The sequence below is a fragment of the Leifsonia aquatica H1aii genome, assembly GCF_000633535.1.
GTDB lineage: Bacteria > Actinomycetota > Actinomycetes > Actinomycetales > Microbacteriaceae > Leifsonia > Leifsonia aquatica_A.
In genome coordinates this window covers 1-8976 of record NZ_AYMR01000029.1, presented here as the reverse complement: position 1 = coordinate 8976, position 8976 = coordinate 1, and the positions used below count along the sequence as shown (strand labels likewise).

The 8976-nt window shown below is 67.0% G+C and carries 8 protein-coding genes, 1 tRNA gene and 1 pseudogene; 5 read left to right on the top strand and 5 right to left on the bottom strand.

The window, feature by feature from the left end; genetic code table 11:
• Nucleotides 1–22: 22 nt before the first annotated feature.
• From U870_RS0119780 to U870_RS0119770, 3 genes are all read right to left on the bottom strand, one after another.
• Nucleotides 23–96, bottom strand: a tRNA-Pro gene (locus U870_RS0119780).
• Between the two features lie 63 nt (nt 97–159).
• Nucleotides 160–1143: a metallophosphoesterase gene (locus U870_RS0119775; protein ID WP_025159104.1), complete on the bottom strand. Its 984-nt coding sequence runs from the start codon at nt 1141–1143 to the stop codon at nt 160–162.
• Nucleotides 1143–3704 (bottom strand): transglycosylase domain-containing protein, encoded by a 2562-nt coding sequence (locus U870_RS0119770; protein WP_025159103.1) that lies wholly within the window; start codon nt 3702–3704, stop codon nt 1143–1145. The genes U870_RS0119775 and U870_RS0119770 overlap by 1 nt, the downstream gene beginning before the upstream one ends.
• A gap of 52 nt (nt 3705–3756) precedes the next feature.
• Here U870_RS0119770 and U870_RS24705 point away from each other — a divergent pair, with 52 nt between their 5' ends.
• Together U870_RS24705 and U870_RS0119760 are read left to right on the top strand one after the other, a co-directional pair.
• The gene (locus U870_RS24705; protein WP_205288801.1) at nt 3757–3924 is read left to right on the top strand and encodes a hypothetical protein; all 168 of its coding nucleotides are present in this window, start codon (nt 3757–3759) and stop codon (nt 3922–3924) included.
• Nucleotides 3924–4394, top strand: coding sequence for a RidA family protein (locus tag U870_RS0119760; RefSeq protein WP_025159102.1), 471 nt, complete (start codon nt 3924–3926; stop codon nt 4392–4394). The genes U870_RS24705 and U870_RS0119760 overlap by 1 nt, the downstream gene beginning before the upstream one ends.
• A gap of 65 nt (nt 4395–4459) precedes the next feature.
• On the opposite strand, the gene acs is transcribed toward U870_RS0119760, so the two are convergent.
• Nucleotides 4460–6409, bottom strand: coding sequence for an acetate--CoA ligase (gene acs / locus U870_RS0119755; protein WP_025159101.1), 1950 nt, complete (start codon nt 6407–6409; stop codon nt 4460–4462).
• Between the two features lie 360 nt (nt 6410–6769).
• Between acs and U870_RS23780 the strand changes: the two genes are divergently transcribed.
• The 3 genes from U870_RS23780 (at nt 6770) to U870_RS0119735 (ending at nt 8530) form a co-directional block, all read left to right on the top strand.
• Nucleotides 6770–7228 carry a hypothetical protein gene (locus U870_RS23780; protein WP_205288800.1) on the top strand — a complete coding sequence of 153 codons (459 nt, stop codon included), beginning with the start codon at nt 6770–6772 and terminating at the stop codon, nt 7226–7228.
• Between the two features lie 352 nt (nt 7229–7580).
• Entirely contained in the window at nt 7581–8120 is a 540-nt protein-coding gene (locus U870_RS23345; RefSeq protein ID WP_025159098.1) for an SHOCT domain-containing protein, read from the top strand.
• 92 nt (nt 8121–8212) lie between these two features.
• On the top strand, nt 8213–8530 hold the full coding sequence (locus U870_RS0119735) for a hypothetical protein (RefSeq protein WP_162819199.1): 318 nt from the start codon (nt 8213–8215) through the stop codon (nt 8528–8530).
• 143 nt (nt 8531–8673) lie between these two features.
• Here the strand turns inward: U870_RS0119735 and U870_RS0119725 are convergent.
• A pseudogene (locus U870_RS0119725) lies at nt 8674–8976 on the bottom strand (hypothetical protein); the annotation flags it as partial.

The window sequence follows — 8976 nt, the reverse complement described above, 5'->3', positions numbered from 1 at the left end:
GCTCCTTCTGTTTACCGCTCTGTCGGGGTGACAGGATTTGAACCTGCGGCCTCTTCGTCCCGAACGAAGCGCGCTACCAAGCTGCGCCACACCCCGATGGCCCCTGAAGGCCTCATCTAGGATACATGAGCCGGAGGGGTGCTCGTGACCACCGCGGGTTCACGGGGCCGCCGTCAGCGTCACCAGCGTCGCCTCCGGGCGACAGGCGAAGCGCACCGGCGCGTAGATCGACGTGCCGAGACCGGCGGAGACGTTGAGGAAGGCCGAGCGGAAGGCGTGACGCCAGATGCTCAGGCCCTTGACCTGGGCGCGAGGGATGTCGCAGTTCGTCACCAGCGCGCCATAGCCGGGCACGCAGACCTGCCCGCCGTGAGTGTGACCGGCGAAGATCATCGCGGCGCCGTAGGTCACGAACGCGTCCAGCACGCGGCGATACGGCGCGTGCACGACGCCGAGGGTGACCGTGGGGCGGCCCGTCGCGGGCGCATCGTCCGGCCACGTCGCGTCGTCGCTGTACGGGTCGTTCTCGCGCAGCTCGTCGAGGGCGCCGGGGATGGACTCCACCCGGTCGTAGCGGATGTGCGGGTCGTTCACACCGAAGAACTCGAGGTGCGTGCCCCGCACATCCAGCGCACCCGCCGCATTGTTCAGGTCGAGCCAGCCGAGATCCCGCAGATACGCGGTCAGGGAGGCGGTGTCGAGCTGAGGGGCGGTCGAACCGTTCTTCTTCGATGGGCCGGTGAAGTACTTGAGCGGGTTCTTCAGCTGCGGTCCGAAGTAATCGTTCGAACCGTGCACGAACACACCGGGAGTCCCGCGGAACGCGTCGAGCGCGGCACGGATGCCCTCGAGTCCGTTCTCATGGCTGAGGTTGTCCCCGGTGTCGACGACGAGATCCGGCTTGAGCGCGGCCAGAGCGCGCACCCATTCCTGCTTGTCCCGCTGCCACGGCGCCATGTGGAGATCGGACAGATGGAGCACGCGGATCGGCTCCGACCCGGCGGGCAGCACGGGCGCCGAGACCTCGCGCAGGGTGAAGGCCCGGCGTTCGATCAGCGACCCGTACGCGAACGCGGCCGCTCCCGCCGCGCCGAGCACCGCCAGTGCGGTGCCCAGCGGGCGGAGCGCGGACCCGCGGCCCACTAGCCGTTGCCGCCTGGTGTGGGAGCTGTTCCGGGAGCCGCGGCGACGGTCAGGGTGACCTGGGTGCCCTGCTTCGCGGGGGTGCTCGCGGCGGGATCCTGAGACTGCACGATCGCGTCTCCGCCGCCGCCTCCGGAGACCTTCACGCTGAAGCCTGCAGCGGTCAACGCCTTCTGCGCGTCGGACACCTTCTGGCCGACCACGTTCGGCACGGCCGCGAGGGAACCGTTGCTCGTGAAGATCGTCACGACCATGCCCTTGCCCACCGAGCTGCCCGCTGCGGGGTCCGTGGTCGATACGGTGCCGGCGGGCTGGGCCGAGTCCTGCTGGCCGCCGTCGGCGCTGTCCAGTCCGAGGCCCTTCAGGATGTTCTTCGCCTCGTCAGGCGATTTCCCGGCGAGGTCGGGAACGGCGACCTGGACACCGCGCACGAGCTTGTCCGGCGGTGTGGCGAAGTCGTCACCGCCGTACTTGCCGACCGCCGCCGTCATCATGGCCCGCATCACCGCGGTACGCGCCGACGCGGGCGAGGTCCCGTGCGTGGGGTAGACCCGTCGGAAGTCGACGTGTCCCTGCACATTGCCCACCCAATAGGCGCCGGCGACCTTCGTCGTCGCGGCAACGAGCCAGAGCTGATCGTTGTACTCCGTCGTTCCCGTCTTGCCGATCATGTCTTTACCGGTCTGGTTCATGCCGCCCGCCGTTCCCCCGGACTGCAATGGCCCTTTCAAGGCCTTCGCCATGGTGTTGGCGACGGCCGGATCGACAGACTGGGTGCAGGCACTCTGGGGTGGCGTCACCTCCTTGCCACTGGCATCGAGGATCTTGTCGATCGCGATCGGCGAGCAGGTCATGCCGTTGTTGGCGATGCCGGCGAAGGCCGTCGCCATGGTCAGCGGCGCGATGTAGTTCGTGCCGAGAACGGCTGCGGGGTTCGTGTCGAGGGGCTCGCCCTTCGCGGTGTGCACTCCGAACGCCTCGGCGTCCTTCTTGATCTCGCAGAGGTCCAGCTGACTGGCCATCGAGACGAACGCGGTATTGATCGACTGCGTGGTCGCACTCTGGGCGTTGCGGATCCCCGTCTCACCGGTGGAGTCGTTCTGGGGCGTATAGGTGCCGCTCCACCCGCCGGTGCAGGAATCCTTGAACGTCTTGTACGTCCGGATGTTGGCGTTGACGGGTTCGTTCAACGAGTGCCCCTGCTTGAACCATTCGGCGAGGGTGAAGACCTTGTACGTCGATCCGACCTGGAAGCCGCCGGAGCCGCCGTAGTCCTGGTCCGTGGAGTAGTTGACCGACGTGTAGTCCGGGCTGCTGTCGAGCATCTCGGGGTCCTGGCTGTACTTCGTGTTCTGGGCCATGTAGAGCACGCGTCCGGTGCCGGGTTGGATGCCGACGAGGACGCCACCGATGTCGGCCTTGTCGTACGACGGGGGCACGTAGGAATTGATCGTTGCCTCGGCGACCGTCTGCAGATCGAGGTCGAGCGACGTGTAGATCTTGTACCCGCCGCGATTGAAGTTGGACGTGCGGGCGTCCCTGTCGGCGCCGAACGTCGGGTCGTTGAGGATGATCCTCTGGACGTAGTCGCAGAAGTAGGCCGAGCCTCCTGCAGTCTGGCAGCCACGGTCCGACGGGGTGATCACCGGCTCGACGGCCGTCTTGACCGCCTCGTCGTACTGCGTCTTCGTCAGCTTCTTGTACTGGTACATCTTCTCGAGGATGTAGTTGCGGCGCTCTTTGTTCTTGGCGTAGCCGTTGGCTGCGCCGTTCGACTCGGAGTCCGGGTTGTCCAGCTTGAGCGAGGTGGGCTCGTTCACGATCGCCAGCAGGCTCGCCGCCTGCGCCGGGCTGAGGGCGGCCGCGCTCGTGTTGAAGTAGTAGTGGGCCGCAGCCTCGATGCCGTACACGGATCCGCCGAAGCCGGCGATGTTGAGATACCCGACCAGGATCTGGTCCTTGGTGTACTTCTTCTCCAGGCCGATCGCGTACTTCATCTCCTTGACCTTGCGGTCCGGAGTGACGCCGGTCGAATCGTCGACGCAGGTCTCGTACGCCTTCTTCTGCGCGTCGGTCTTGACGGGCATCGCCTCGCACTTCTGCAGCAGCACGTTCTTGACGTACTGCTGAGTGATCGACGAGCCGCCCTGCACACCGCCGCCGGACACGGTCGACAGCACACCGCGCATGGTGCCCTGAATGTCGACGCCGCCGTGGCTGTAGAACCGCGGGTCCTCACCGGCGATGGCCGCGTCCTTGGCCGCCTGCGAGATCTGGTCGAACGCCACGGGGAGCCGGTTCTGGGAGTAGAAGGTGGCGAGCGCTCGGTCGGATTGGTCGCTGTTCTTCGCGTAGATGGTGGTCGGCTGGGCGAGTGCGCCGATCTCGAGGTACTCGGGAAGACCCTCGAACACGCCGATCCCGTTGTTGGCGGCCATGCCGGTCACGGCGATCGCCGGAGTGACGGCGGCGGCGACCAGGAGGCCCGCGACCGCGCTCATACCGAGGAACGCGGCACCGGCGCCGAGCGCACCTCTAGCCCGTGGTTTTTTCGCAGACATAGGATCACAGTAGGTGATCAACCTGAAAAACGCCCCGAATGCAAGGAGCACTATGCTGCGCTGGGAATATCTCACGACGCCCCTGATGATCCACAACACCGCCGCCATCCTCAACAACTGGGGGTCGGAGGGGTGGGAGCTGGTGCAGGTGGTGACCGGCCCAGAGGGCGGTCTGGTCGCTTACCTCAAGCGCCCGGTGCGCGACGAGGCGGACGCCTGATGGGCGCCGTCGAGGCCCGGCTGGCCGAACTCGGGATCGACATCCCCGACGTCGTCCCGCCCGTCGCCGCGTACACCCCCGCCGTCGTCGACGGCGGCCACGTCTACACCTCGGGCCAGTTGCCGATGGTCGCCGGGGCGCTCCCCGCGACCGGCAAGGTCGGCGAGGGGCACGGCCTCGTGCCGGCCGCGGACGCCAAGGAGTACGCCCGCACCAGCGCGCTCAACGCCCTTGCGGCGGTGAAGAGCGTGCTCGGGTCGCTCGATCGCGTCACCCGCATCGTGAAGGTCGTCGGCTTCGTGGCCTCCGACCCCGCATTCACCGGTCAGCCCGGAGTCATCAACGGCGCCTCCGAGGTGCTCGGCGAGATCTTCGGCGAGGCCGGCGTGCACGCCCGTTCGGCGGTCGGCGTCGCGGTGCTCCCGCTCGACGCGCCCGTCGAGGTCGAGATCGTCGTCGCGTTCGAGTAGACCCCACGACTCACGGTACGACGAAGGGGCGGCGCCGCACGGCACCGCCCCTTCGTCGTACCGTCTCAGGACAGCTTGCTCTGGATGGAGCTCATCACGGCGGTGTCGGCGAGCGTCGTCGTGTCGCCGACCTCGCGGCCCTCGGCGACGTCCTTCAGAAGCCGGCGCATGATCTTGCCGGAACGCGTCTTCGGCAGCTCCGTGACGACGAAGATGTCCCGGGGACGTGCGATGGCGCCGATCTGCTCGGCCACGTGCTTGCGCAACTCGGCCGCCACATCGATCGCCTGCGCGGTCTCGAGCTGGTTCTCCTTGATGATCACGAAGGCGACGACGGCCTGGCCGGTCGTCTCGTCCTCGGCGCCGACGACGGCGGCCTCGGCCGTGAGGGGATGCGCGACAAGCGCGGATTCGATCTCCGCCGTCGAGAGGCGGTGACCGGACACGTTCATCACGTCGTCCACACGCCCGAGCAGCCAGATCTCGCCGTCCTTGTCGTAGCGGGCGCCGTCGCCGGCGAAGTACTTGTCCCCGAACTTCGACCAGTACGTCTCCACGAAGCGATCAGGGTCGCCCCAGATGCCGCGGAGCATGCTCGGCCACGGCTCGGTGACGACCAGCAGGCCGCCCTGGTCCTTGCCGACCTCGACACCCGCCTCGTCGAGGATCGCGATGGAGACGCCCGGCAGCGGGACCTGCGCGCTGCCCGGCTTGAGGGTCGTCACGCCCGGCAGGGCGGAGATCATGATGGCACCGGTCTCCGTCTGCCACCAGGTGTCGACGATCGGCGTCGTGTTGCCTCCGATGACCTCCCGGTACCACATCCACGCCTCGGGGTTGATGGGCTCGCCCACCGAGCCGAGAACACGGAGGCTCGACAGGTCGAACTGCTGCGGGTGCTGGCGGCCGAGTTTCATGAACGACCGGATCGCCGTCGGCGCGGTGTAGAAGATCGAGACCTTGTACTTCTCGATGATCTCCCACCAGCGACCCGGATGCGGCGTCTCGGGGGTGCCCTCGTAGAGCACCTGGGTGGCGCCGTTGGCCAGCGGACCGTAGACCACGTAGCTGTGGCCGGTGATCCACCCGACATCGGCGGAGCACCAGTAGACGTCGCTCTCGGCGTGCAGGTCGAACACGTTCTTGTGGGTGAACGCCGCCTGGGTCAGGTAGCCGCCGGACGTGTGCAGGATGCCCTTGGGCTTCCCGGTCGTGCCGGAGGTGTAGAGGATGAACAGCGGCTGCTCGGCAGGGAACGCCTTGGCCACGTGATCTGCATCGACCTGGGCGATCTCGTCGTGCCACCACAGGTCGCGGCCGTCGGTCCAGGCCACGTCGTTGCCGCCGCGCTGGACGACGAGCACGTGCTCCACGGTGCTCTGCGAGCCGGTGAGCGCCGCATCCACGGCGTCCTTGAGTGGGAAGACCCGGCCCTTGCGGTAGCCGCCGTCGGCCGTGATGACGAGCTTCGCCTCGGCGTCGTCGATCCGGGAGCGAAGGCTCTCCGCGCTGAATCCGCCGAAGACGACCGAGTGGACGGCGCCGATGCGGGCCACGGCCAGCATCGCGATCACGGCTTCGGGGATCATCGGCAGGTAGATGGCCACCCGGTCGCCGGCCTGGACGCCCAGGCTGGTGAACAGGTTGGCCGCCTTCTTCACCTCGGCGGTGAGCTGCGCATAGGTCAGCGAGACGGAGTCGCCCGGCTCGCCCTCCCAGTGGATCGCGACCCGGTCCCCGTTGCCGGCCAGCACGTGACGGTCGAGGCAGTTGTAGGCGACGTTGAGCTCGCCGTCGTCGAACCACTTCGCGAACGGCGGGTTGGTCCAGTCCAGGGTGCGGGTGAAGGGTTTGTGCCAGTGCAGGAGGTCGCGGGACTGGTCGGCCCAGAAGCCGAGCCGGTCCTCGGATGCGCGCTCGTAGAGATCGGCTGTCGCCACGGCGTTCGCGGCGAACTCCTCGCTCGGCGAGAACCGTCGGGCTTCATGGAGCAGGTTGTCGATTGTGTTGCTCATGGGGAGGCTGTTCGCTCCTTTGCGATGCTGATTCGTTCTGTCGTGGCGCGACAATGCACGACTCTACAACCTCAGGAAGGCCTCTCCGATGGAGACTTGCGTTTGCATTGATTCCGCGTAAACTTGACCCCGGCCGAATGTAAATTCGTGCGTGCGGCGCAAACGATTCCCCCCAATCATGCGCCGCAGTGGCCGCACCTGTTCCCCCCAATAGGTGCGGCCCCCCTTTTTTAACGGTGATGCGGGTCTCCCGGCGGTGCGGCCGGGACGATCTTCTCCACACCGAACCGGGATGCGGGAGTTCTCCACCCATTCATCCCAAGGCCGCCCGGAGCCGGCTCCATGCGGTGTGCTCGGTGAATGATCGGTGAATCACGGCGGACGAACGCAGGGGAGCCGGGGCTCTGGGAGACCTTCGGCGTTCTGACGCCGTACCTGCAGCGCCCCGGCCTGACCGACCTGTTCGTCACCGCCGACGGCGGGCTGTGGTGCGATGGAGCCCCGGAGGGACTCGCCCGCATCGAGGACTGGAGCGCGGACGAAGCCACGGTGCGTGGGCTCGCGGTCCAGCTGATCGCCCGCGGCGGACGCCACATCGACGAGGCGACGCCCTTCGTCGATGTCCGACTGCGCGACGGGGTCCGCGTTCACGCGGTGCTGCGCAAACATCCGTCACAGCGCGATGACTGTCGCATGCGGAAGCTATGCTCCGGCACATGGCTGCCGAGTGGACTCCGGCCGCGTACGCGCGCCCAATGGAGTGGCTGTTGCGCGTTTCCGAGTCTCAGCCGCCCTACGCTGTCGTCCGCCGCTTCTTGAAGGGCGATCCGAACCGACCAGATGAATGGTTCCGCGTCGTCACCTACGCACCAGCCTCTGAGGGGCGGGAGCTCATTGGATGGGTCCGAGCGCTGGACGCTGCCTGTCAGCTCGGGTGGGACTACAAGTGCGCGTCTGAGTCCTGGCGGCACCACATGGCTGCTCGGCGCGCGAGCGCGACGGAGATGACGGACACCCGACCGTCCGCGGCCGAGCTCGTGCGCTTCTACCGCGAACACGGGCGGCAATCCTGACCATGAGAGCGAGCACTGTGTCACCCGCCATGGGTCTACTCCACCCCGTGCGACGCCTCCTAGGATGAGCGGGAATCACCAGGAAGGGAACCCGCAACATGGCTGAGTCGCCGCTCTATCAGTTCACCTCACACATCCTCGGCAAGAACGCCAAAGTAGCCATCTACGTCGACCGAATCGAGTGGGAAAAGCCGCGCGGCGTCTCCGGCGGAAAGATTACCGCCGCCGCTTTCACGGGCGGTACGTCACTCCTGTTTACCGGCGTCAAGAACGGCAAGCACGGCACCGAAGTGATCCCGGTGAAAGCGATCAGCTCCGTCACCACCAAACGAGACGGCATGCTCAACACGATCGTCTCCGTCATCACGGTCGGGAACACGATCGACATGCGCGTCTCGCACAAGGAGGCTGCCGTCGTGAAGGAGGTCCTCACGGACCTGATGCTCGGCAAGCACGTCACGCAGCAAGAGATCGTTCAGGCCGAGCAGCAGGCCGCCATCTCCGAGCCGGTGCCAGCCCCCGCACCGGCCGTCGACCACACGGATGCTCTCGTGAAGCTCGCGTCGCTACGAGACGCGGGCATTCTCACTGATGAGGAGTTCGCCGCGAAGAAGGCTGAACTGCTCTCTCGAATCTGATCGCGCGCGAACGCCCCCTCGTTTTAATGCCGATCGTTTTTAAAACGCCCTCAAGCTATATTCCATAACGCCTCCTCGGTTAATCTCCCCGCATGGGGAATCTGAGAACGGTCGTGGTCGCAGCTCTGGCGGTCATCATCGTCGGGGCAATGACCGCTTGCACGAACGGCGTCGCCCCGGCCGAATATGGGGCGCCGCAGCCGACGATCGAGTCTGCGGCGGATACGGAGCGGGTGCAGATCTATCTGGTGGCCGCGGACGGGGCGGAGTGGACGGCGACGGCTGTGCACGCAGGAGACCCCGACCCGGACCCGGCGACGTCGCCCAACAGGTTCGCGACCGAGGCGGAGGCGATCACCTGGGCCGCCGGGCAGCCCTCGGAATGGGGTGTGCGCGTCGAGGGGCGATGAGCGTGCCAGTAACGCCGAAGAAGCCCCGACCCACCTTGTTGGTGGGTCGGGGCTTCTTCGGCGTTACTGGCAGCTGTCGCACTGCAGACCGTCCATGGGGTCGACGGGGACGGCGTATCCGCCGACGTCGTCTTTCTCGCCCGTCACAGGTCGACCGAGGGCGGGGTGCCGGCGGCGGGCTGATCGGGATCGGCCGGAGTGACGGTGAGGTAGACGTTTCGGGCCTGGGAGCGCTTCACGGAGCCGAGACCGATGGCCGTGAGCCATCTGTCTACCTCCGGGATGGCCATGACGCGGGTGATCGCACCGGCGACGGCGGTGAGGGCGCCGGCGAATCCAACCAGGGCGAGCTGGAGGGCGGAGTCGACGGGCAGTCCGAGGGCGCGGATGATCTCCGGCAGGACGAACGCGAACGTGAGGAAGGCGGGGATGCCGACCTGGACGAT